Below are 22,240 nucleotides of genomic sequence, written 5' to 3' on the forward strand. Positions count from 1 at the left end.
TCATGCGACGTTGATGAACGCCATGTTGCCGTGCGTGCGGATGGTTGCGTTCAGACCGTGCTGGGCAAACATCGCCTGCAGCTGCGACTCATCGCGGCAGACGAGCTCTTTCCTTTTCTCCCACATGCGCATGTAGCCGTCGGACCACCTGCCGGCGCGATGCAGCGTGGTAAAGCCGATGGAGCCGCCCGGCACGGCAACGCACATGACTTCGTCGATCATGGTCTCCGCCTTGGGAAGCACGTGCAGCATGTTCATAGACATGACTGTGGAGAAGCTGCTGTCGCGAAATGGCAGGTCCATGACATCCGCCTGCAGAAATACGATATTGCTGTTGCCGGTACTTCCGCGCTCCAGTCGTTCCTTGGCTTTGCGCAGCAGGGTCAGGGACTGGTCCGCGAGCACCACGGGTCGATCGCTCTCCTGATAGGCGCGCGCCGTGAAGGCCAGGGAGCCGCACCCCGCATCCAGGAACCAGCCGTCCGTGTCCGAGGCAAGAAGCTCGCTGCAGAACGCATGGAGACCGGAGACGCGGTAGCCCCAGACCAACCTGTTGAACAACGGGTTGCAGGCCACGCTGTCGTAAAAGGCGAGGGCGCCCTGCGCATCGTAGGAGTTGGCGGCGTTGTCCGGATCGAGCGCGGTCAGAATGCCGGGCTCAGCCTCGCCAAGCGTTACGCCGGGCTTGAGTAATGCGTCGAAATCTTTGCATGAAGTCATGGAGGCTCCTTATCAGATGTTCGTACGCAGAAGACCCGTCGCTCATAGTACATTTGCGGACCGTGCACAATACGAATGCTGAAAAAATATCAATATCTGTCTGTGGTTGCGCGAAGAGGCTCTGATGCCCATGCGATAGTGACCGCGGCCGCTCACTTCTCCGCCTGCTGGTCGCACACGACCGTGCCGAGCCGCTTGGCGTTGCAACCTCATGTGTCGCCACTCCAGGTGAATCGCCGCCGGCGGCGGTCGGTTCTCTGCACACAATCTGCACGAATTCCTCGGAAAAGCTCCACACCCTGTCCATAGGCAGTGCACCGGGCGGCGTCATGGTGTGACCATGAACGCACGAACCCGCCTTCTCTCCGCACTGCCGTCTCTTCCCTCGCTGTGCATCGGTCTGGGAGCCGCAGTGCTGGCGGTGCATCCGCTGCTGTGGCTCACGCGCACCTGGACGGACCCGGCCTACGGCTCCTACGGCTACCTGGCCGCCGGGCTGACCTGCGCGCTGTTCGCCTGGAGCTGGTTCAGCCCGCGCGCCGCGACCGGGAGCGAAAGCATGCACGCGAGCCGCCTCGCCCTGGCGTTGCTTCTGTGCACCTCGGTCATCCGCGCCGCTGGACAGGTGCTGGCCGTGAACATCGTGGCCGCGGCGTCGCTGGCTGTGGATGTGTACGCCCTGGGCCTGCTGGCGGACCTGCCGCGGCGCAAGCGCGCGGTCTCGCCGGGATGGCTGGCCTGCGCTTTTGTCTTTGCGCTGCCGCTGGAGCGCGTGCTGCAACGCTGCGTAGGCTACGGGTTGCAGTCCGTGTCTGCGGTCGGGGTCGGCGCGCTGCTGCACACGTTTGTGGACGCGGTTTCGGTGCAGGGAGTGCGGGTGCTCATTGCCGGCAGGGATGTGCTGGTGGACCTGCCGTGCTCCGGCGCGCGCGGGCTGCTCAACCTCCTGCTCTTCTACGCCGTGCTCATGGCCGTGCGGCGGCCGCGGGTGTGGCAGGGAGCCGCGGGCGTTGTCGTTGCTCTGCTTGGAGCGCTGGCTTCCAACATCGTGCGCATCACGCTGCTGTCCCTGGGCATCGCCTTCCCGGATGCGTTCTTCGGCGTCGATGTCATGGCCGAGCCGTGGCACTCCATGATCGGCCTGGCCAGCCTGGTGCTGGGGAGCCTGCCCGTGTTCGCCTGGGTGCGTTTCGTCCGGCCGAAGCCGGTTTCCGAGGCGCGCAGTGCCGCGCGTCCGCTCCATCCCGTTCTTTACCGCGCGGCCGCCGTCTGCTTTCTGATGGCCGCCGGATTTATCCTCTTCCTGCCCCACCGGCCTGTGGACGTGAGCGCGCCGTCGGCGCCGTTGACGCCGCCTGCGCATCTGCGCGGCGAGCAGGGTTGGCCGATCCCCTTGCTTCCCAAGGAAGCAGCCTACTTCCGCCAGTACGGCGGGTTTGCCGCCAAACAGCAGTATGGCCCGTACGCCGTCACGCTGGTCCGCACCTCCGCACCGCTACGCCATTTGCACAACCCGGACGAGTGCCTGCGCGGCCTGGGCTACGCCGTCACGCCTCTGGGCGTGGAAGAGCGGCCCATCCCCACAGCCGTGTACCGCGCCGTGGATACGGACGGTTTCGCCTGGCGGGTGGGTGTGAGCTTTGTTTCCGGCGGCAGGGTGGCCACCAACGTCTCGGAGGCGGTGTGGCGCTGGCTGCACGAGCCCGGCTCCAGCTGGCTGGCCGTGCAGCGGATGGTGCCTTGGGACATGGACCCGCGGCAGGCGCATGCCTGGGACCGGGCGCTGATGACCGCACTGGATATTCCGATGCATCAATCAACGATCACTGTTGCTGCAAAGCACAACTTTTGAATGAAGGAGGGAGATGTATGTGCAGCAAGATGTTCTTCATACTGATGATGGCTGCTGTTGGATTTGTATTGCTGGCATTCACGGGCAGAAGCGAGGCAGCGGAGACAGAGTTGCGGGAGCCGCAGCTTGCCGGAAGCATCGAAGCGGTCGTCAATAATCGCGTCATACAGTTTCCATCCCTGCATACGGACATCCGCATCAATATCCAGGGCGACATGGCCAATGTGGAGGTGGTGCAGAAGTTCGCCAACCCCACGACCATCCCCATGAACGCCACGTACCTCTTCCCGCTGAACAAGGACGCGGCCGTGCACGCCATGACCATGGAGGTGGGCAACGAGATCGTGCGCGCGACGATACACGAGAAGCGCGAGGCCAAGGAACAGTTCGAGAAGGCCAAGGCAGAGGGCAAGTCCGCCGCGTTGCTCGTGCAGCACCGGCCGAACATGTTCACCCAGAACCTGGCCAACCTCATGCCCGGGCTGCCCATCACCGTGCGCATGGAGTACGTGCAGCCTGTACTCAAGGTGGACGGTGAGTACGAGCTGGTCGCCCCGCTGGTGGTGGGGCCGCGCTATCAGCCGGCGGAGCACATGGGGCCGCCGCCGTCCATGGTGGACGTGACCGGGGTCGCGCAGGAGGAGGTTGGCGCAGGGGGTTCGGCGGAATCCTCGGCCGGGCAGTGGCAGCTGGATACGCTGCCCGCGTACCCCGAGGTCGCCGGCATCGACCCCATCCCGGACACCATCGACTTCGACCGCGTGAGCATCCGCGTGACCCTGGACGGCGGCATGCCCATCTCCACTTTCTACAGCCCCACGCACACGCTGTACGTCGACACCCCGAGTGACGAGCGATGCACGGCGCAGCTCGCCACTGGCTCGACCATCGACAACCGGGACTTCATCCTGCGCTACGGTCTGGATGGGCAGCACGTGCAGGCCGGCCTGCTCACATACAAGCAGGGTGAAGACGGAATGTTCAGCCTGCTGCTGGAAGCGCCCAAGACGCCAGCCATAGAGGAGATCGCGTCGCGGGAGCTGGTCTTTGTGCTGGATACCTCGGGCTCCATGAACGGGCTGCCCATGCAGGCGAGCAAGGCGTTCATGCGGAGCGCACTGCAGACCTTACGGCCCAATGACTACTTCCGTATCGTGCGCTTCAGCAACTCCGCGTCCCAGTTCGCGAACCAGCCCTTGCGCGCGGACTCCGGGAATCTCAACCGCGCCAGGAACTTCGTGGATACGCTCGCGGCCAGCGGCGGCACCGAGGTCAGAACGGGCATCAACTGCGCCCTGGATACGCCCCAGGCCCCGAACACCCTGCGCATCGTCGTATTCCTCACGGACGGTTACATCGGCAACGAGGCCGAGGTGCTGCGGCTGCTCCAGCGGCGGCTGGGCCGGGCCAGGCTCTACGCCTTCGGCGTGGGCACGTCGGTGAACCGCTACCTGCTCTCGGAGATGACCCATATCGGCCGCGGCTTCGTGCGCGTGCTCGACCCCACGGAGAACTTTGCCAAGGTCGCCGCCGACCTGGCCGCCAAGCTGGATTCGCCGGTGCTCACGGACATCCATGTGGATTGGGGCGGACTTCAGGTGGCCGACGTGACCCCGCCCGTAGTGCCGGACCTCTTTGCCGGGCAATCCGTGCGCATCCAGGGCCGCTACGCCAATCCGGGACCACGCGACATCACCGTGTCCGGTCTGGTGAACGGCCGCAAGGCCACCCTGACCGTGAACGGCGAGTTCCCCAAGGAAGACACCGGCCCGGAACGCGCGGCCATCCCGCTCATCTGGGCGCGGTCCCTTATCCGCGACAACATGCGGCTCTATAACACGCCGGCCGGCCTCGCGTCGGACAATGTGTACCAGGGCACCTACAAAGACCGGGTCATCGAGCTCGGGCTCAAGTACTCGCTCATGACGCGCTGGACCTCCTTCGTGGCCGTCACGGAAAAACGCTACAACACGCAGGGCACAGCCGTGGACAAGAACGTGCCCCTGCCCATGGTCAAAGGCGTGAAAAGCACGGCCTATCCCAACGCACCGGGCGGCGGCATCGCGCCGGAACCAGCGACCACGCTGGGCATGCTGCTCCTGGGCGCCCTTGGCGGCCTGGGCGTGCTGCGCAGGAAATTTTGGGGCAGAAGGCGTAGGAATGGTTGAACAATAGAGCTACTGCCCGGCTGGTGAATCTTCTGGATCACAGTCGGGCAGCTGCAACGATCCTGGAGAAACCCTGTGAAGGCACAATACTGGCGATGGTTCGTTTCCATATGTACGACAAGTATTATCTACGCAGTCATATCATCTTTTTTCGCAGGGCTTATGGTGGGGGCAACGCAGGTCGTAATGCGTGAAGGTTATGTAGAGTGTGGATGGAAGTGTCTCGTTTCATTGATGCTCATACCTTTTATAAAGGTCCTGGATGGTTCTTTGCAGTTGCCAGCACGGTTGTTGGAACCGATCTTATGTGCAGCTTTGATAGGGTCAATGGCCATTAAGCACGTATTTTTCCGGTCATTCTTCCAGTTGCTCATCGTGCTTTTCATGTTCGGCATACTGTTGGGGTAGTGTTCGTGCTGTCCCCCGCACACAGCGCAGAGCTCCGAGGGCTCTGCCCTCGGGCACCCGCCAGGGAGCTTAGCTCCCTGGACCCAAATATTGGGGTCCGGGGACCATTGGTCCCCGGCAGGGGGCCTGGGGGACAGCGTCCCCCGGAAGTCAGAAGCGTCCTTTACAGCCCGGAATGTTGCAATAACAGCGCACCTCTTCTATGGAAATCGCATGCATACGATACTCGTGGTCGACGACGACGCCCATATCCGCGATGTGATCCGTTTTGCTCTGGAGCAGACCGGCATGCGCGTGGCCGAGGCCGGGGACGGAGCCGAGGCGTTGGAGCAGTTCAGGAGCGCCGGGCCGGATCTGGTGATTCTGGACATCCTGATGCCGGAGATGGACGGGTTGGAGGTCTGCCGGCAGCTGCGGAAGCATGCGGACACGCCCATCGTGTTTCTTACATCGCGCGACGACGAGATCGACCGGGTTATCGGGCTGGAGATCGGCGGGGACGACTATGTGGTCAAGCCGTTCAGCCCGCGGGAGCTGGTGGCCAGAGTCAACGCCATCCTCCGCCGGCTGAAGAAGGGCGGTTCTCCGGTGGAGAGTGTGTCCGGGAAACCGCTGGGCCGCGGCCTGGTTGCGCTGGATGTCCAGAGCCACGTGGCCACGTGGGACGGCGAGGACGTACCGCTGACGGCCATGGAGTTCTCGCTGCTGCAGGCCATGCTGCGCCATCCCACCAAGGCGTTCACCCGCGACGAGCTCATGGACCGGGTGTACGACCAGGGCGTGGCCGTGAGCGACCGCACCATAGACAGCCACGTGCGCGGCGTACGCGCCAAGTTCGCGGCTCTGGGCGGCGGTCACGTCATCGAGACCGTGCACGGCGTGGGCTACAAGCTGGGAACGTGCCGGTGAGGGAGCACGGGAAAAGGCGGCCCCGGCTGCGCACCATCCTGCTGGTGGTGAACCTGCTCGTGCTCATCCTGCCTCTGGGCTCCATCTACTTTCTGCGTATTTACGAGAACGAGCTGGTACGCCAGACCGAGTCCGAGCTGCTGGTGCAGGGCGCGTTCATCGCCGCCATGTACAGGCAGCGGCTGTACGAGATTGCCGGGAGTGACGAGGTCTGGCTGGGCATACCCGCGCCTGCCAAAGTGCAGGAGAAGATGGAGGAGGAAAAGGACGAGCCGTACCATCCCATTCCGGCGACCATCGATCTGTTCGAGGACTGGATCTACGAGCCCAGGGCCAAGGCCGAGACAGTGGATGCCGTGCCCGATCCGCTGGTTCTGGACGTCAGCGGCGCCATCCTGCCTGTGCTGAAAGACGTGCAGCGCACCACCCTGGCTGGCATCCGCGTGGTGGACTACCAGGGCCTGATCGTGGCGAGCACGGGGTATGAGCAGGGCAACTCCCTGGCGCGCATCCGGGAGATCGGCCACGCGCTGAGAGGGGAGGCGTACAGCATCATCCGCGAGCGCCGGGACGACACGCCGCGGCCGCCGCTCACCTCCATCAGCCGCGGCTCCAACATTCGGGTCTTCGTGTCCATGCCCATCTTTTTCCAGGAGCGCATCGTGGGCGCGGTCTATCTTTCGCGTACGCCACGCAGCATCCTCAAGGCGTTGTACGAGAAGCGCACCATGGTCCTGCTGCTGGGCCTGGGCTTGCTGACCGTGGCCGTTCTGCTCGGTCTGCTCACCTCGTACACCATCACCCGGCCGGTGGGCGCGCTCATCGGCAAGGCGCGGTCCCTGGCCAGGGGGGAGAAGGTCGAGCGCTTCCCGCGCGGGCGGTTCATGGCCCAGGAGGTGGAGCAGCTCGCTGACGCCTTCCAGTCCATGGCCGAGGACATCGAGTACCGCACGCAGTACATCCGCGACTTCGCCATGCACGTGTCCCACGAGTTCAAGACGCCGCTCACAGCGATCCAGGGCTCGGTGGAGCTGCTGCAGACCCATCTGGGCGACATGACCGAGGCCCAGCGCGAGCGATTCCTGGTCAACATGACCAAGGATACGGACCGCTTGCAGCGGCTGGTGTCGCGGCTTTTGGAGCTTGCCCGCGCCGATGTGTTCGAGCCTTCCAACGAGTCGGCGGACATCGCCGCTATGGGGCTGCGGATTCGCGAGAGCTTCAAGGACTCCGACATGGAAATAGAGGTGGCCGCTGAGGGCGGCGTTCGCGCGCGCATTGCGCCGGACGTGCTGGAGACCATCATCGTCGCGCTTGTGGACAACAGCCAGCAGCACGGCGCGGACTGCGTGCGCTACAAGGCGCGGCGCAAGGGGCCGGTGGTGGAGCTCATCATTGCGGACAACGGGGAGGGCGTCTCCCCGGCCAACGTGGACAAGGTCTTCACGCCGTTCTTCACCACCAACCGCAAGAACGGCGGCACCGGACTGGGCCTAAGCATTGTGCGGGCGCTGTTGACCGCGCACAAGGGTGCGATCGAGCTGAAGCCCGGAACGGTAGGCGGCGCGACCTTCGTCATCACCCTGCCGGCGGAAAACGCGCGGTAGCGGCCTCTTCCACGGCGTCTCCGGCTGGAATCGCCGGGCCGCGCCGCGGGTATCCTTCCCGGCAATCCCTTTCTACTTCCCGGTGTGGAACTCCCAGCGGTACGGCGGCAGCGCGTTGCCGGCTTCATCCGTAAAGTTGTGGAGATTCGCCGTGTTCAGCCAGATCACATAGCTTTTGCCCGGCTCCAGCAGTACGGGGAGAACGCAGGTGACGCCGCCGTCTTCGTAGTGGGGTTGCGCGGTTATCTGCGGGAATGTGGCCTGGTCCTCGTACGCCCACGACCAGCTCTGGTCGCGCATGGGCTTGCTGAAGGTCACGCGGAGCTCGGTTTTGCCGGGCGCCACATTCTGCGCGCCGTTGGCAGGGGAGGTGGAGGCAACCTGCGGCAGTTCGTTATCCGCAGCCAAGATCGGAAGGGCGATGAACACGGCCAGACAGGCTGCCAGGAACACGATCGTCATTGTTTTTGAAGCAGGCATGGCGGAACCTCCGATACGTGGGGTGGAAGCGGCCATGGCCGGCCGCGACAGGGGTGAATCCACACACAGTACAATGTCTGTACCACAACATACTCAAATCATAAAGCATGTGCAGGCGTTCCAGCTGCATTCGGCGCGGTGTCGCTCCGGAATGCGCCTCGCGATTCTATTCCAGAGCAAAATCGTCAAATTTTATGGAGCCATTAAGCGAAAATGGGGTCGGATGGCGTCCTTACGGCGTTTCCGCCGCTGCAACGGCACATTGCCGCTCCGTTTCCGGGCAGAATGCGGCGATTCTGGGTGCAACAGGTGGAATTCGGAGATAAATATGGTATGGATGAAGAATTGAGAAGTAATGTCCGTATCACCTATACTAAGGATGGATGCACCATGCAGATAGCGATGATCGGCCTCGGCAGAATGGGACGCAACATGGCCGCCCGGCTGCTGCGCAATGGCCACGACGTGGTGGCGTATAACCGCACATTCGAGAAGACCGAGGCTCTGGCAATAGAGGAGGGCGGATTCGCCGCCCGCAGTCTGGAGGAGGTGGTGGAGCATCTGAAACCGCCGCGCACCGTGTGGCTCATGCTACCGGCAGGCGGGGTAGTGGATCAGCATGTGGACCAGTTCCTCGGCCTGCTCCAGGAAGGCGACATCCTCGTCGACGGCGGCAACTCCAACTTCCACGACGACAAGCCCAGACACGACAAGGCCGCGGAAAAAGGCGTGCACTACCTGGACGCGGGCGTTTCCGGCGGGGTGTGGGGTCTGGAGGAAGGGTTCTGCATGATGCTCGGCGGCCCGCGCAAGGCGTTCGAGCACGTGGAGCCGGCCATCAAGACGATGGCTCCGGACAAGGGCTACTATTACTGCGGGGCCAAGCCGGGCTCCGGCCACTTCGTGAAGATGGTCCACAACGGCATCGAGTACGCGATCATGCAGGCCTATGCCGAAGGGTTCAACATCCTGGAAAAATCGGACTTCCGCGAGGAGCTGGACTACGCCGAGATCTGCGAGATGTGGAACCACGGCAGCGTCATCCGCTCCTGGCTGCTGGAGCTGACGGGCAGGGCGTTCAAAGAAGACCCGGGCCTCAAGGACATCGCGGCGTGGGTGGACGACTCCGGTGAGGGACGCTGGACCGTGCAGCAGGCCGTGGATACAGCCACGCCGGCGCCGGTCATTGCGCTGGCGCTCATGGAGCGCTTCCGCTCCCGCGACGAGTCCAGCTTTGCCGACCGCATCCTCGCGGCGCAGCGCAACCAGTTTGGCGGCCACGCCATGAAACATAAAGATTGAGGAGCGGACAGCATGGGTGATTCAAAAGATCCGAAGGAGCTGCTGGCCGCGGATCGTTCCGGGACCTTCGAGTGCAGTACGATGCCGAAGCTGGAGCCGTGCGCCATCGTCATCTTCGGCGCCACGGGCGACCTGACTTCGCGCAAGCTTTTTCCGGCGCTGTACAAGCTGTACGCCAGCGAGGACATGCCGGACGGCTTCGTGATCATGGGCGTTGGCCGTACCGAGTACGGTGACGACGCGTTCCGCGACAAGATGCGCGAGGCCCTGGAGGAGTTCGCGCCCAACTTCGACCATGGCCTCTGGCACAAGCTCGCCTCGCGTCTGTACTACCACACGCTGGAGTACGACGAGCTCGACGGCTACAAGTCGCTGGAAAAACGGTTGCAGGAGATCGACAAGAACGAAAAGGCAAATGGTGAGACGCAGGGCAATCGGCTCTTCTACCTGGCCGTGCCGCCTGAGCTCTACACCACCATCGCCAACCACCTGGGCGACGCCGGTCTGGCCGCTCCAGGCCAGGAGAGCGGCTGGCCGCGCATTGTCGTGGAAAAACCGTTCGGCCACGACCTGCCCAGCGCTCGGGAGCTGGACGCAGCCCTGCACCGCAGCTTCTCCGAGAGCCAGATCTTCCGCATCGACCACTATCTGGCCAAGGAGACCGTGCAGAACATCCTGATGTTGCGTTTCGCCAACGCGATCTTCGAGCCGCTTTGGAACCGCAACTACATCGACTACGTCTCCATCATTGCGGCGGAGAGCCTGGGCGTGGGCCACCGCGCCGGGTACTACGACACAGCCGGCGTGCTGCGCGACATGTTCCAGAACCACATGATGCAGCTCCTGGCGCTCTCGGCCATGAGCCCGCCGTCGAGCTTCCATGCCGACCGCGTACGCGACGAGAAGACCCGGGTGTACCGCAGCCTGCGGCCTTTTGACGTGGAGCGGGAGTTCAAGGACCTAGTGCTGGGCCAGTACATGTCCGGCACGGTGCACGGCGAGAAGGTGCCCGCATACCGCAAGGAGAAGAACGTTCCGGAAGATTCCAACACGCCCACGTTCGCCATGCTGCGCGCCTATCTGGACAACTGGCGCTGGCAGGGCGTGCCCTTCTACATCACCTCGGGCAAGCGCCTGGCGGATAAGGTCTCGCGTATCGTTGTGCAGTTCAAGGAGATCCCCCACTCCATGCTGCGCGGCGTGGTGGAGCAGAGCATCGAGCAGAACAAGCTGTTCCTGGGCATCTACCCGGACGAGGTCATCCACATGTACTTCATGGCCAAGCAGCCCGCGCCGCTGCTGTGCCTCTCGCCGGTGTACATGCACTACGGCTTCAAGGAGTCCGGCGTCGGGCCGGAGCTGGAGGCGTACGAGAAGGTCCTGCTCGATTGCATCATGGGCGACCAGATGCTCTTCTGGCGGCAGGACGGCGTGGAGCTCACCTGGGGCTTCCTCACTCCCATCCTGGAGATGTGCGATGATTGCGGCACCATGGAACGCCACCTGCACCGCTACAAGGCCGGAAGCTGGGGGCCAAACGAGGCGTGCGAGCTGCATCCAGGCTTCTTTGCAGACGTTACCACGTCAACATCATAGATTTTCGAGGAGTAGTCAGACATGGCAGACATCGCCACACAGAAAAAACTCGCAACGTTGATGCGTTATCATATCCTGTCCTCGACAACCAAGGCCGGCTCGGGCCATCCCACGTCCTCGCTTTCGGGCGTGGAGCTCATGGTCGCGCTGCTCTTCGGCCGCAGCGGAACCGGCGAGCCGTTCTTCCGCTACCGCCTGCAGGACCCGTCCTTCCCCAATAACGACCGGCTCATCTTCTCCAAGGGCCACGCCTCGCCGCTCTTTTACGCCACGTGGGCGGCGGCCGGCGGCCTGGACTGGAAGGAGATGCAGACCTACCGCCAGTTCGACAGCCCGCTGGAGGGCCATCCTACCCGGCGCTTCCGCTACACCGAGGCCGCCACTGGCTCCCTGGGGCAGGGGCTTTCCATCGGCGTGGGCATGGCCATAAACGGCAAGTACCTGGATGCGCTGCCGTATCGCACTTTTGTGCTGCTGGGCGACAGCGAGATGGCCGAGGGCTCCCAGTGGGAGGCCATCCAGCTTGCCGCGCACTACGGGCTGCACAACCTCGTGGGCATCATCGATGTGAACCGGCTGGGCCAGCGCGGGGAGACCATGTACGGCTGGGACATCGACGCCTATGTGGATCGCGTGGAGTCCTTTGGCTGGCAGGCCGTGCCTGTGGAGGACGGCCAGGACGTGGAGCAGGTCGCTGCGGCGTACGAGACCATTCTCGCCATCCGGGACCGTCCGCTGATGATCGTGGCCCACACCACCAAGGGCGCCGGCGTCTCGGACGTGGCGAACAAGAACGGTTGGCACGGCAAGCCGCTGCCCTGGGATGAGTTCGAAAAGGCCGTGGCCGAGATGGGCGGCGTGCCCGACCCCTTCACCCTGGAGCTGGCCGAGCCCGAGGCGCTTCATCCACCCAAACGCGAAGACGGCGAGGCCAAGCCTCTCCACTACGAAAAGGGCGAGGAGGTGGCCACGCGTTCGGGCTACGGCAACGCGCTGCAGCGTCTGGCCCCGGCAATGCCCAACCTCGTGGCCCTGGACGCCGAGGTCTCCAACTCCACCAGAGCCGAATACATCAAGAAGGTGGCGGAGGACCGCTTCTTCGAGATGTACATCGCCGAGCAGAACATGGTGGGCGCGGCGCTGGGGCTCCAGCTGCGTGGCCGCACGCCGTGCGTCTCCACGTTCGCCGCGTTCATGGAGCGCGCCTACGACCAGGTGCGCATGTCGCGCTACTCCGACGCCAAGCTGCTTTTTGCCGGCTCCCACGCCGGCGTATCCATCGGCCAGGACGGCCCCTCCCAGATGGCGCTGGAGGACATTGCCTACTTCCGCACCATCCTGGACTCCGCCGTACTCTATCCCTCGGACGCCGTATCGGCCGAGCGGCTGGTGGAAGAGGCCCTCAAGTACGAGGGCATCAGCTATCTGCGCACCACCCGCGCCAAAACGCCGGTGCTCTACGCCAACGACGAGCAGTTCCCCCTGGGCGGCAGCAAGGTGCTGCGGCAGAGCAATGACGACAAGACGACCATCGTGGCGGCCGGCATTACCCTGCACGAGGCCCTGGCCGCGGCGGATGTACTGGCCGAGCGCGGCGTCAGCGTGCGCGTCATCGACCTCTACTCCGTAAAGCCCATAGATGCCGGGACATTAACCATCGCTGCGCGGGAAACCGGCAGCATCATCACCGTGGAGGACCACTCCGCGTCCGGCGGCATCGGCGAGGCAGTAATGGCTGCAATCGCTGCCGATCCTTGCCCGGTTCATGTTTTGGCCGTACATAAGAAGCCGAGAAGCGGGAAGCCAGCCGAGCTCATGGCCTTCGAGGGCATCGACAAGGAAGCCATCATCGAAGTTGTCATGCGCATAGCCGGCTGAGCAGCGCATTGCGCGTTCACTCAATGAAAGGAGAGAGGACATGCCACGCAAGGAACTGAATACCAAGATATTCATCGACGGCGGCGACCCGGACGAGACCCGCGCCATCATCAAGTCCCTGGGGTTTCTGGACGGACAGACCACCAACCCCAGCTTTGTCTCCAAGAACCCCCGCGCCCAGGAGAAAATGGACCGCGGCGAGACCTTTACCGAGCCTGAGCTGCTGGAGTTCTACAAAGGCATCGTGCAGGAGATTTCCAGCTTGATTCCGGACGGTTCCGTGTCCATTGAGGTCTACGCGGACGAGAACACCACGGCCGAGGAGATGCTGGAGCAGGGCCGGACGATGAATAGCTGGATTCCCAACGCGCACATCAAGCTGCCCTCCTCGAAAGAAGGCATCCGCGCCGCCGAGCAGGCCGTGAAGGAAGGCATGCGCGTCAACATGACCCTGTGCTTCAGCCTGAAGCAGGCCGCGGCGGTGTATAGCGCCACGCGCGGGGCTAAGCGCGGTCAGGTCTTCATCTCGCCCTTTGTGGGGCGGCTGGATGACCGCGGCGAAGACGGCATGAGCTTTATCGCCAACCTCCTGAAGCTGTACAAGAAGGGCGACGGCCACGTGATGGTGCTCACGGCCAGCGTGCGCCACGACGCCCACCTCATGGAGGCGCTGCACCTGGGCTCGGACATTATCACGGCCAAGCTGGAGACCCTGGACGAGTGGGCCAAGAAGGGCTCGCCTCTGCCTGGCGAGGCATACGCCTACGATCCCCACGGCCTGAAGCCGCTGCCGTACGAGGACCTGGACCTGGAGGCGGACTGGACGAGCTTCGACTTGACCCATCCCCTGACCACGCAGGGCATGGAGAAGTTTACCAAGGATTGGAACAAGCTGCTGGGAAAATAAAGGCTATCGATACTGGCCGCCTGTTTTTAACGGCGGCTCGCCAGACATAATAAAGGCGCCTTCGCATGATGCGAAGGCGCCTTTATTATGTCTGGGAACAGGAAATGTGACTTCGGGACAAGGTCCCTGGTCAGAGAAAATTAATCAGCATTCTGCCTGTCTCCTCGCCATCGCTTGATCTGCGGCCCAAGCCAGATAGCCGGAACGAGTCATGCCGCGTTTGCGGGCTGCCTCGTCGATCTTCTTAACCAATCCGCTGGGGAGACTCACGTTGAGCCTAACCGGTTTGCGGTCCAGGAATGAGAGATCAAGATCTGCGAATGCCACCACGCCGCCGTGTTCTCGCACTTCTTCGTGCTCCAGCACGGCCTCCAGTTTGGATGGCTGGGGTGCTTCTTCTGCGTCTTCCAGGTAGAGTTCCACAGCCTCTTGCAGGTTTGCCAAGGCTTCTTCGATGGAATCTCCGAACGACGCGACTTCGCCGATGTCGGGAGCAACGGCGGTGTACGCCTGCTGCTCCGGCTCCGGAACAACAATGATCGGATAATGCATACGGGTCCCTTGTCTGTTCTGCCCTCGTTAAGTATTTGCCGAGGACTTATGTCTAGACGGCCCGTGCCGAACCCTTATCAAGGGGGCCAGGGTAGGTCGGCCTGACGGTAAATACTGCGCAGGGTGCCGGCCGGAATATCCTTTTTCGGATCAGGGACGATCACCATTTTATCGCCCCGGCGGAACTTTTTATGGCTGCCTTTGGTGGATACATGCTCAAAGCCTGCATCTCTCAGCCGTTGTATGACTTCCCTGCTATCCATGTGTATAAAATACACACAGGGCGATCGAACGTCAATAGGTGGGCAGTTTTTGTGTACAGATTATGAAGATGCTAGGGCAGCCGAGCGAGAAGAGCATTATTTCTCGAAGCTACCTCGGTACTCAATGAAAAAAAGCCCTCACGAGTCATGCTCGTAAGGGCTTGAAATTCCATATGGTGGAGACGAGGAGACTTGAACTCCCGACTTCTGCCTTGCGAAGGCAGCGCTCTCCCAGCTGAGCTACGTCCCCACGGGAAGCAAGAACCTTAGCGAGTCTCGTGACAAAGGGCAAGAGAGTTTTACTTCTGTTTGGTCCGAGGGTTTCACCCTCGGGCTCCCACCAGGGAGCATTGCTCCCTGGACCCAGAGATGGGTCAAGGGGCCACTGGCTCCTTGCGGAGTGTCTGAGGGGCAGCGCCCCTCTGTACCAATCCACCGGGCTGCTGGAGCTATATTAATATGTTAATCCAATTAGTTCCAGCACGCTCCGCGCGCGATGCGCATACGTGTGTGATTCCAGAATAAGCGCGCGCCAGGCGTCGCGGAGTGCGCGTGTGGTGGCGGGCTCGCGTTCCAGCCGGGCTAGCGCCGTCGGGATGTCGGCGGGCGAGGCGTAAGTGACGGGTGTGGTAAGCTCGCGCGGGAAGATGTCGAGGCCGGGGGTGGCGTCGGTGAGCAGCAGGCCGCCGGCGGCCCAGACATCGAAGTGGCGTTGGGTCAGCCCGGCCGGCAGGAGCAGGCTGGTGGCACCGAGCACGCAGCGCGCGGCGGCGTAGATGCCGGCCAGCGGACCGTAGTAATCCACCGGTTGGGAGAGCGAGAGCTGCGAAGATTCGGGCAGGAGCCCGCGCCAGGCCTCGTCGCCGAACACGCGCGTGGGCCCGTGCTCTGCCGCGGCGGTCACGGCTGCGATGCGCAGGGCCAGGGACGATTCCTCGGCGCCCAGACCGGCGGCGCGAACCGCCTTGCCCGGCCAGAAGGTGTCTATCCCCAACCGCTCGGCCCACCAGAAGAAGTCCGGCCGTTCGCCACTGGCGAGCATGGCGCGGGCTTTGGTCGCAATGTCTGGTGGAATCTGTATTCCAGCAAAAAAGTTGCGTTTCTCCGGGAAGGAGGAGCGGCCCACAAAGACCGTCTCCTGGGCCAGCGTGGCCGTTGGTATGGGCAGGGCGGATGGTTTGAAGTCAGCGGCGTTGCACATGCCGGGGCTTGCGGCCAGGGGCAGGTGGTGCACCTCGCGCGCGCCATGTCGGCGCAAGGGCTCGATGAAGGAGGCGTCGGTCACGAACAGCGGGATCTCCTGCCAGAAAGGCGCGTCCATGCCCGAGAGCTGGTGGAAGGGGTTGTCCACGAACCACACGGCGGTGCGCGTTCCGGCGCGGCGCAGCAGGTGGAACGTCTCGCCCAGGGGATCGAGACCGCGGAAGTTGACGCTGAAAAAGAGGTCGGGCCGACGAGATGAAAGCAGGGCGGCGGTGGTCGAGGGCTCGCTGCCGGCGGGGATGTCGTGCTGCGCGACCTCGCAACCGGCGGCCGTGAAGCCGTGGGTTAGCTCCTGGCGCAGCAGGTCGTGCGGCGTGCCGGGAATGAGTACGCGGCAGGCAGTGTTCGTAGACCGTGCGGATGACGGCGCATTGGAGGCTGCGGCCGCATCCATGGGCAGCCCGGCCCGCGCCAGCCGCACCGCGGCGAGCACCGGGGCCCAGAACGAAGGGAACAGCCTGAGCCCGCTCTTATATATAAGGAGTGCGGCGCTGCGCAGCAGCTCCTTTACCTCGTCCGGAATTGGCGCGTCCGGCGTGTCCCGCGGCCAAGGCAGGGCGGAAGTGCCCAGCGGAATCCCGCGCGACCAGCGCGCGTCCATCTGCTCCTGGAAAGCCGGGGCCTCCACGTAGCGGATGGGGGCGGCGCCGTGCAGATTGTGCTTGAGGATGCCGATGGCCGTGGCCGGGGACGGGCCCAGGCCCAGGATGACGCCCGGCGTGGCTCCGCCCGGTCCGGCGGACGGCGGCGGGATGAAGACGAACTGCCCCGGATGGCCGGAGAGGGTGCGCGTGCGACCGGATTCGTCGCGGATGGTGAACCGTGCTGGTCGTTGGGGCATGGTCTATGTGCTTGCGATTCCTGGAAGTGTCTGCGCGCGGCGTCGTGCGCCCCGCCATCTTGGCTCTTGCACGGCTTTGGGGTACGGTTGGCCGCTTTATGAAAAAATATCGCGACCATTACTTCAAGCGCGCCAAGCAGGAAAGCTATCCGGCGCGCTCCGTGTACAAGCTCAAGGAGATGGACAAGCGCTTCTCCCTGCTCAAGCCGGGCATGAAGGCGCTGGACCTCGGCGCGGCCCCTGGCTCGTGGACACTGTACGCCGCCGAGCGCGTGGGGAGCAAGGGCGTCGTCGTGGGCGTGGACTTGCAGGAGACCGAGACGAAGTTTCCGGAGCAGGTGCGCTTCTTCGTGGACGACGTGTTCGAGCCCAGGGCCGGGTTCCTGGGCGCTCTCAAGGAGTATGCGCCCTTTGACATCGTGCTGAGCGACATGGCGCCCAAGACCACGGGCAACAAGTTCACGGACCAGGCGCGCTCCATGAATCTGGTGGAAGAGGCCCTTGCGCTCGCCCACAATTGCCTGATAAATGGCGGCAATTTCGTGGTCAAGATTTTCATGGGGCCGGATGCGGACGCCTACCGCCACGAGCTCATGCAGCATTTCCGGTCCGTGAAAACATTCAAACCAAAAAGTTCTCGCAGCGAAAGCAAAGAGATTTTCTACGTGGGTCTCGGCTTCAAAGGTGGCCAGGACGCATAGGCCGCGTCCGGTCCGGAATTTGAGACCGCATCAGGAGGATACGTATGGCTGGACACAGTAAATGGCACAACATCATGCACCGCAAGGGGCGCCAGGACGCCAAGAAGGGCAAGCAGTTCACCAAGGCGGCCAAGGAGATCATCATTGCGGCGCGCGCCGGCGGCGGCGATGCTGACATGAACCCCCGGCTGCGCGCGGCTATTGCCGCGGCCAAGCAGGTGAACCTGCCCAAGGACAAGATCGAGAACGCGATCAAGAAGGGCACCGGCGAGATAGAGGGCGAGAACTACGAAGAGGTCACGTACGAGGGCTATGGTCCGGGCGGCGTGGCTCTGCTCGTGGAGTGCGCTACGGACAACCGCAACCGCACGGTCTCCGAGGTGCGCCACGCCTTTACCAAGCACGGCGGGAACCTGGGCGAGAACGGCAGCGTGAGCTGGATGTTCGATCGCAAGGGCGTGTTCACCTTCCCCAAGGACCAGGCCGAGGAAGAGCAGCTCATGGAGATCGGGCTGGAGGCCGGGGCCGAGGATGTGGTGGATGACGGCGACGCCTGGACCGTGCACAGCGCGCCCGAGGACTTCGAGACCCTGCGCGAGGCTTTCGAGGCAGCCGGGCTCACGGCCGAGGAGGCCGAAACCTCCATGGTGCCGCAGAACACCATCGAGGTGGACGCGGACAACGGCCGCAAGCTGATGAAGCTCATCGAGGTTCTGGACGAGCTGGATGACGTGCAGAACGTGCACGGCAACTTCGACATCCCTGACGAAGTGATGGCCGAGCTGGAGGGCTAGCAGGCTGCCCGGAATCCTACGCCGGCTGCGTTGCTTCGAAAGGTCCAACCCCTCGCGTGCTTCTATGGATGCGTCGGTCGTGAGCTTTCCGCGCGTCGCGCCAGCGCGGTTTTTGAACAGCGTGCCGGATACGGTTCTTTACAGCAGCGTGCTGGGGTAACACACCATGGCTGAAGTCATTGTCCTGGGCATAGATCCCGGAACCCGCTGCACCGGCTACGGCGTGGTGCGCGAGGTTTCCGGCCAGGCCGTGCTGGTGGCGGCCGGGGCTATCCGTCCTCCGGCCAAGGCTACCATGGCCAAGCGGCTGGGCGAGATCTACAAGGGTATCGCCAAGGTCATCGAGCAGTACGGACCCCACGAGGTGGCCATGGAGGAGGTCTTCACCTACAAGAACGTCACCTCGGCGCTCAAGCTTGGCCAGGCGCGCGGCGCGGCCATGGCGGCCTGCGCCGTGCACGGTCTGGAGGTGCGCGGCTACAACCCCATGGCCGTCAAGAAGAGCATTGTGGGCACGGGCCGCGCGGACAAAAACCAGGTGGCCTACATGGTTGCGCAGGTGCTGGGCACCAAAGCCCGGCAGGAGTGCGAGAGCTGGCCAGCGGACGTGACCGACGCCCTGGCCATGGCCGTGTGCCATCTCAACTCCCGGCGGCTGGCCAGACTTACCGAAGCGGCAGGCGGCATGCGGTGAGCCCCAGGCGCGGCCGCGGACGATCACGATTTTCCAAACAGCGGGCCGCAACAGGCCGCCCGGACCCCATAGCCATGATAGCGTATCTGGAAGGACGTCTCCTGGAAGTCGGCGAGAGCTCCCTGGTCCTCGTTACCGAGGGCGGGGTGGGGTATGAGCTTTACGCACCCGTGCCGCTGCTTGCGCGCCTGCCCGTGCGTGGCGAGCAGCTCACAGTGTATGTACAGACAATCGTGCGCGAGGACGCCATCGAGCTGTACGGCTTCGAGGACTGGGAGTCGCGCAAGCTCTTCGCCATGCTCATCTCCATCTCCAAGCTGGGCCCCAAGACCGGCCTGGCCATCCTCTCCATGTACTCGCCGGACGACCTGCGGCGCGTCGTGGCGGACGAGGATGTGGCCGCGCTCACCAAGGTGCCGGGCATCGGCAAAAAGACCGGCCAGCACATCTTTCTGGAGCTCAAGTATAAGCTCAAGGACACGGTGGGCGGCCTGCCGGCGGCCGGTCCGGCCGGAAGCGTGCTGCGCGATGCGGTGACAGGACTGGTGAACCTGGGGTATTCCGAAGAGGAAGCGCGCCCGGCCGTGGAGCAGGCTCTGGCGGATGACGCCGACCTGGACGTGGCCGAGGCATTGCGTGCGGCGCTCAAGCGGCTGGCCGCCAAGCGATAACAGGCTGCCCACACCTCTATGCCGGTTGTGTTGCTTCAAAAAATTCAAACCCTCACGTATTGCTATGTACGCATCGGCCTTGAACGTTTTGTGCGCCTTGGCAGCATGATTTCTGAACAGCCTATGATACAAGGTCTTTTTCAACGCTCAGCGATGACGCACCGGATTTTTTCATGACAGAGCGCATGCCTCCAGAACAAATGCCCGGCAAGGCGCCGGGCGACGAGACCATCCGGCCGCAACGATTGGACGATTTCATCGGCCAGGATGACCTGCGCTCGAACCTCTCCGTCTATCTGCAGGCGGCCAGGGATCGCTGCCAGGCCATGGACCATGCGCTGTTCTATGGCAACCCGGGCCTGGGCAAGACCACCCTGGCGCAGATCATGGCCTCGGAGCTGGGCGTGAATATCGTGCCCACCTCCGGCCCGGTGCTGGAGCGCGGCGGCGATCTTGCGGCCATCCTCTCCAACCTGGGCGCGCGGGACATCCTGTTCGTGGATGAGATCCACCGCATGCCGGCGGCTGTCGAAGAGATTCTCTACCCGGCCATGGAGGACTTCAAGCTCGACCTGGTCATCGGGCAGGGGCCGGCCGCACGCACCGTGAAGATAGATCTGGAGCCCTTCACCCTGGTGGGCGCAACCACTCGGCTCGGCCTGCTCACCTCGCCGCTGCGCGACCGCTTCGGCGTTATCCTGCGGCTGGAGTTCTACGCGCCGGACGATCTGGCGCGCATCGTCAAGCGCGCGGCCGCCATTCTGGGCATCAACATCACGGACGACGGCGCGCTGGAGATCGGCCGCCGGGCGCGGGGAACGCCGCGCATCGCCAACCGGCTGCTGCGCCGGGTGCGGGACTTCGCCAGCGTGCACGGCAACGGCCTGGTGGACGCCGAGGCGGCATCCCAGGCCCTGGGACGCATGGACGTGGACGAGCACGGCCTGGACCAGATGGATCGCAAGATCCTGGAGGTCATCATCCACCACTACGGTGGCGGCCCCGTGGGCGTGAAGACCATTGCCGTGGCCTGCTCCGAGGAAGTGCGGACCATCGAGGAAATCTACGAGCCGTTCCTCATCCAGCGCGGATTCATCAAGCGCACGCCGCGCGGCCGGGTGGCCACGGCGCGCGCCTACAAGCACCTGAACATATTCTAGGAGGCGGACATGCCCGCTGTCGAAAGCCGGGTGGAGCTTCTGGCCCATACACCGGAAGCGCTCTCGCTCATCTTTGCCGCGTTCCGGCAGTGCTACCACAAGGGATTCGTGGGCGACATGTGGCCCAAGCTGCTGGCCGGCGAGGTGGACAAGGACAAGCAGGCGGAGTTCGTCTGCAACGTGCTGGAGTCCGGCCATACCAGCCCCATCGAGCATGTCTCCTTCACCTTCGCCATCGAGGGCGTGTCCCGCGCCCTGACGCACCAGCTGGTGCGCCACCGCATCGCCTCCTACTCCCAGCAGAGCCAGCGCTACGTGGACGGCAGCAACTTCGATTACATCCTGCCGCCGCACATCGGCCGCATTCCGGAGGCCAGGGAGCGCTTCGAGAAGTTCCTGGACGAGGTGGGCAGCGCCTACCGCGACCTGAAAGCGATCCTTGAGGAAAATGGCCGCAGGGGGCCCAAGGCCAACGAGGACGCGCGCTTTGTGCTGCCCCAGGCGGCGGAGTCCAAGATTGTGGTCTCCATGAACTGCCGCACGCTCATTAACTTCTTCGAGCAGCGCTGCTGCATGCGCGCGCAGTGGGAGATACGCGGCCTGGCCATGAAGATGCTGGCCCTGGTGCGCGAGGCCGTGCCCGTGATCTTCGACGCAGCCGGCGCCAAGTGCGAGCGGCTGGGCTACTGCCCGGAAGGGGAGAAGTTCAGCTGCGGTCGCTACCCCACGCGCGACTAGGCTTCCCGACTTATACCTGCCTTTGGGCATGGCCGTAGAGCGGTTATTGCTCCTCGTTGTCCGAAATCGCGGAATTTGGCCGTATTCTCGGGGTGGAGCACTATACCCTAACGCCGGCGTGTGCTTTTTTCCCCAGAAATCGCTCGTATTGTTCCGGGGCAAGAGGGGCACCATGCCGCAGCTTAGGAAGGCTGATTATACCTGGCAAAAGGGCCGCGCGGTTGCTACGGTGGTGTCGTGTTACAATTGTAAGAATCAGTCATCCGTATAATTTTATTAGATAAAAAGAATATCAGGTCCGATGTCGGTGTTCGGCTGCCGCCAAGGCAGAGTTGTCCGGCGAGGCCTCTCCGTGAAACGTAGAGCCCGTGCCGCTTCCTAACATTGCAGCGCAGAGAGTGTGTGCGGAGTCGCCCTATCTCACAGTTTAGTCACAAGTGCAACAGGAGCCTGGAACACGAAAAGTACAAAAAAAGTCCGAAAAAGAGAGCATAGTCAAATTAAGTCTGTGGAAAATAATTTTCACAGGTGTGGAAAAGATGGGGGCGAGGCTATGAAAATCGTTGTACATAAAGAATCCTTAATCTTTGAAGCAGGGCATGGATTGAGAGGATTCTGCTGCTATTTTGATATGTTATAGTGATTTGATGCTTGGGAAAAGCCATGCCTGCCACCAGACACAGGATTGCCATAATCCGCCTTGTCGGATTCAGAGCACCGACGTATCACCCCACGC

The 22,240-nt window shown here is 63.2% G+C and carries 19 protein-coding genes and 1 tRNA gene; 14 read left to right on the forward strand and 6 right to left on the reverse strand.

Annotated features, from left to right (window positions below):
- Entirely contained in the window at nt 1-720 is a 720-nt protein-coding gene (locus E8L03_RS20750; RefSeq protein ID WP_171268392.1) for a class I SAM-dependent methyltransferase, read from the reverse strand.
- 340 nt (nt 721-1,060) lie between these two features.
- Here E8L03_RS20750 and xrtT point away from each other — a divergent pair, with 340 nt between their 5' ends.
- The 4 genes from xrtT to E8L03_RS20770 all read left to right on the forward strand — a co-directional run bounded on the left by xrtT (nt 1,061) and on the right by E8L03_RS20770 (nt 7,664).
- On the forward strand, nt 1,061-2,572 hold the full coding sequence (xrtT, locus tag E8L03_RS20755) for an exosortase T (protein WP_171268393.1): 1,512 nt from the start codon (nt 1,061-1,063) through the stop codon (nt 2,570-2,572).
- A gap of 17 nt (nt 2,573-2,589) precedes the next feature.
- Nucleotides 2,590-4,740, forward strand: a complete 2,151-nt coding sequence (locus tag E8L03_RS20760; protein WP_171268394.1) for a VIT and vWA domain-containing protein — start codon at nt 2,590-2,592, stop codon at nt 4,738-4,740.
- Nucleotides 4,741-5,361: 621 nt separating this feature from the next.
- A complete protein-coding gene (locus E8L03_RS20765; RefSeq protein WP_171268395.1) occupies nt 5,362-6,057 on the forward strand; it encodes a response regulator transcription factor in 696 nt (231 codons plus the stop codon).
- Nucleotides 6,054-7,664 carry a sensor histidine kinase gene (locus tag E8L03_RS20770; protein ID WP_171268396.1) on the forward strand — a complete coding sequence of 537 codons (1,611 nt, stop codon included), beginning with the start codon at nt 6,054-6,056 and terminating at the stop codon, nt 7,662-7,664. The genes E8L03_RS20765 and E8L03_RS20770 overlap by 4 nt, the downstream gene beginning before the upstream one ends.
- A 72-nt stretch (nt 7,665-7,736) precedes the next feature.
- On the opposite strand, the gene E8L03_RS20775 is transcribed toward E8L03_RS20770, so the two are convergent.
- Nucleotides 7,737-8,144: an Ig-like domain-containing domain gene (locus E8L03_RS20775; protein WP_171268397.1), complete on the reverse strand. Its 408-nt coding sequence runs from the start codon at nt 8,142-8,144 to the stop codon at nt 7,737-7,739.
- Nucleotides 8,145-8,534: 390 nt separating this feature from the next.
- On the opposite strand from E8L03_RS20775, the gene gnd reads away from it, so the two are divergent.
- The 4 genes from gnd to E8L03_RS20795 are packed head-to-tail and all read left to right on the forward strand — an operon-like array spanning nt 8,535 to nt 13,827.
- Nucleotides 8,535-9,446 carry a phosphogluconate dehydrogenase (NAD(+)-dependent, decarboxylating) gene (gene gnd, locus E8L03_RS20780; RefSeq protein ID WP_144307011.1) on the forward strand — a complete coding sequence of 304 codons (912 nt, stop codon included), beginning with the start codon at nt 8,535-8,537 and terminating at the stop codon, nt 9,444-9,446.
- Between the two features lie 12 nt (nt 9,447-9,458).
- Entirely contained in the window at nt 9,459-11,042 is a 1,584-nt protein-coding gene (gene zwf / locus E8L03_RS20785) for a glucose-6-phosphate dehydrogenase (RefSeq protein ID WP_144307010.1), read from the forward strand.
- A 21-nt stretch (nt 11,043-11,063) separates the two neighbouring features.
- On the forward strand, nt 11,064-12,920 hold the full coding sequence (locus E8L03_RS20790; RefSeq protein WP_171268398.1) for a transketolase: 1,857 nt from the start codon (nt 11,064-11,066) through the stop codon (nt 12,918-12,920).
- 40 nt (nt 12,921-12,960) lie between these two features.
- Nucleotides 12,961-13,827, forward strand: a complete 867-nt coding sequence (locus tag E8L03_RS20795; RefSeq protein WP_171268399.1) for a transaldolase family protein — start codon at nt 12,961-12,963, stop codon at nt 13,825-13,827.
- Between the two features lie 144 nt (nt 13,828-13,971).
- On the opposite strand, the gene E8L03_RS20800 is transcribed toward E8L03_RS20795, so the two are convergent.
- From E8L03_RS20800 to E8L03_RS20815, 4 genes are all read right to left on the reverse strand, one after another.
- Entirely contained in the window at nt 13,972-14,379 is a 408-nt protein-coding gene (locus E8L03_RS20800) for a type II toxin-antitoxin system HicB family antitoxin (protein WP_171268400.1), read from the reverse strand.
- 77 nt (nt 14,380-14,456) lie between these two features.
- Nucleotides 14,457-14,642: a type II toxin-antitoxin system HicA family toxin gene (locus E8L03_RS20805; RefSeq protein ID WP_171268401.1), complete on the reverse strand. Its 186-nt coding sequence runs from the start codon at nt 14,640-14,642 to the stop codon at nt 14,457-14,459.
- A 174-nt stretch (nt 14,643-14,816) separates the two neighbouring features.
- A tRNA-Ala gene (locus tag E8L03_RS20810) sits at nt 14,817-14,892 on the reverse strand.
- 204 nt (nt 14,893-15,096) lie between these two features.
- Nucleotides 15,097-16,746, reverse strand: a complete 1,650-nt coding sequence (locus E8L03_RS20815) for a glycosyltransferase family protein (RefSeq protein ID WP_171268402.1) — start codon at nt 16,744-16,746, stop codon at nt 15,097-15,099.
- 98 nt (nt 16,747-16,844) lie between these two features.
- Here E8L03_RS20815 and E8L03_RS20820 point away from each other — a divergent pair, with 98 nt between their 5' ends.
- From E8L03_RS20820 to thyX, 6 genes are all read left to right on the forward strand, one after another.
- Nucleotides 16,845-17,447: an RlmE family RNA methyltransferase gene (locus tag E8L03_RS20820; protein WP_144305019.1), complete on the forward strand. Its 603-nt coding sequence runs from the start codon at nt 16,845-16,847 to the stop codon at nt 17,445-17,447.
- 44 nt (nt 17,448-17,491) lie between these two features.
- The gene (locus E8L03_RS20825; protein ID WP_144305018.1) at nt 17,492-18,241 is read left to right on the forward strand and encodes a YebC/PmpR family DNA-binding transcriptional regulator; all 750 of its coding nucleotides are present in this window, start codon (nt 17,492-17,494) and stop codon (nt 18,239-18,241) included.
- A gap of 166 nt (nt 18,242-18,407) precedes the next feature.
- Nucleotides 18,408-18,935 (forward strand): crossover junction endodeoxyribonuclease RuvC, encoded by a 528-nt coding sequence (ruvC, locus tag E8L03_RS20830; RefSeq protein WP_144305017.1) that lies wholly within the window; start codon nt 18,408-18,410, stop codon nt 18,933-18,935.
- Nucleotides 18,936-19,009: 74 nt separating this feature from the next.
- Nucleotides 19,010-19,606 (forward strand): Holliday junction branch migration protein RuvA, encoded by a 597-nt coding sequence (gene ruvA, locus E8L03_RS20835; protein WP_171268403.1) that lies wholly within the window; start codon nt 19,010-19,012, stop codon nt 19,604-19,606.
- Nucleotides 19,607-19,806: 200 nt separating this feature from the next.
- Nucleotides 19,807-20,766 (forward strand): Holliday junction branch migration DNA helicase RuvB, encoded by a 960-nt coding sequence (gene ruvB, locus E8L03_RS20840; RefSeq protein WP_144305034.1) that lies wholly within the window; start codon nt 19,807-19,809, stop codon nt 20,764-20,766.
- Between the two features lie 9 nt (nt 20,767-20,775).
- Nucleotides 20,776-21,504, forward strand: coding sequence for an FAD-dependent thymidylate synthase (gene thyX / locus E8L03_RS20845; RefSeq protein WP_144305015.1), 729 nt, complete (start codon nt 20,776-20,778; stop codon nt 21,502-21,504).
- The last annotated feature ends 736 nt before the right edge of the window (nt 21,505-22,240 follow it).

This window comes from Oceanidesulfovibrio marinus, from assembly GCF_013085545.1.
Classification (GTDB): Bacteria; Desulfobacterota; Desulfovibrionia; order Desulfovibrionales; family Desulfovibrionaceae; genus Oceanidesulfovibrio; species Oceanidesulfovibrio marinus.